The sequence below is a fragment of the Novosphingobium sp. MBES04 genome (assembly GCF_000813185.1).
GTDB classification, from domain to species: Bacteria; Pseudomonadota; Alphaproteobacteria; order Sphingomonadales; family Sphingomonadaceae; genus Novosphingobium; species Novosphingobium decolorationis.
The window spans coordinates 1-1,501 of sequence record NZ_DF850500.1; the positions used below are offsets into that span (position 1 = coordinate 1).

Below are 1,501 nucleotides of genomic sequence, written 5' to 3' on the forward strand. Positions count from 1 at the left end.
GCACGATGGGCAAGCTCGGCGAGGATGTGACCGAAGTGCTGGAATATGTCCCAGCTCGCTTCCGCGTCGTGCGCCATGTCCGCCCCAAGCTTTCCTGCACCCGCTGCGATGCGATCAGCCAGGCCCCCGCTCCGGCGCTGCCCGTGCCGCGCGGCCGCGCCGGTCCCGGGCTGCTGGCCCATGTCATCGTATCGAAGTTTGCCGACCATCTGCCGCTCTATCGCCAGTCGCAGATCTACGCCCGCGAAGGCGTGGAGATCAGCCGCTCGACGATGGCGGACTGGCTCGGCCAGGCAAGCTGGCTGCTGCAACCGCTGGTCGATCGGATCGCCGATCACGTCATGGCCAGCGTGAAGGTCCATGCCGACGACACGCCCGTTCCCGTGCTGGCGCCGGGGACCGGGAAGACGGCGACCGGGCGATTATGGGTCTACCTTCGCGACAACCGACGATGGAGCCACTTGGACAAGCCAGCGGCGCTGTTCCGCTACAGCCCCGACCGCAAGGGCGAGAGACCGCGCGAGCACCTCAAGACCTTCACGGGCTTCCTACAGGCCGATGCCTATGCCGGTTTTGACCGCCTCTATGCGAGTGACCGCAAGCCAGCCCCGATCACACCGGTCGCCTGCTGGGCACATGCCCGGCGTAAAATCAACGATGTCTACAAGGCAGACCCGCGCTCGGCCGCGGGCAAGGGGCTGCTCATGATCCGCGACCTCTATGAGATCGAGCGGCAAATTTCCGGAGAGCCGGCCGATATTCGCTGCAGGGCGCGCAAGGCGTCGCGGCTCAAGGCGATGGATTTCTTCGCCTGGGCCGATGACGTATTGTCCAAGGCCTCGGCCCGCTCACCGCTGGCCGAGGCGCTGCGCTATGCCGTGAAGCTCAAGCCGCAACTGCTCGCCTACACCCAGGACGGCAGGCTCGAGATCGACAATAATCCAGCAGAGAATGCCCTCAGGGGCATAGCCGTTGGCCGCAAGAACTGGATGTTTGCTGGCGCGGACTGCGGCGGTGAGCGTGCCGCCGCCATGTATTCGCTACTGGAAACCGCCAAGCTCAACGGCGTCAATCCGCAAGAATGGCTGGCCGACGTCCTCGACCGCATCGGCAAGGGGCATCCCATCAACCGGATCGACGAGTTGTTGCCTTGGAACTGAACAGCGACGGTTTTCGAATGAACTCCTGTCGCGAATAGCCCATACGTCAGTCTAAAACGTCAACATCTTGCCCAACGGCCTTCAAGCTCATGTTCCGAAGATCAAGGTGGCAATCGGTGCGAACGGCGTCTGAAGCCTTTCGCATCGCGCGCAATGCAGGCGGAAAATAATCTTGAGGTAACTCTGGACCTGCTCCCGTGAATGAGTGTTCTACACGGATGTGCTTTGCGACTTCGCCGATATGCAGTGTTGCCCACGCCGCGCTGTCGTTGGTCCTATAGTATGCAAACTGAGCGACCTCTGTTCCTTTCGGGAACGTGCCTCCATCTGAAGTATAATCC

General features: G+C 62.2%; 2 protein-coding genes. One reads left to right on the forward strand and one right to left on the reverse strand.

The window, feature by feature from the left end; all coding sequences use genetic code 11:
• The coding region (tnpC, locus tag MBENS4_RS23635) for an IS66 family transposase (protein WP_039396853.1) at positions 1 to 1,160 on the forward strand (1,160 nt) is incomplete at its 5' end.
• A 46-nt stretch (positions 1,161 to 1,206) separates the two neighbouring features.
• On the opposite strand, the gene MBENS4_RS26235 is transcribed toward tnpC, so the two are convergent.
• A partial coding sequence (locus MBENS4_RS26235) for a hypothetical protein (protein ID WP_206778153.1) occupies positions 1,207 to 1,501 on the reverse strand: 295 nt, incomplete at its 5' end.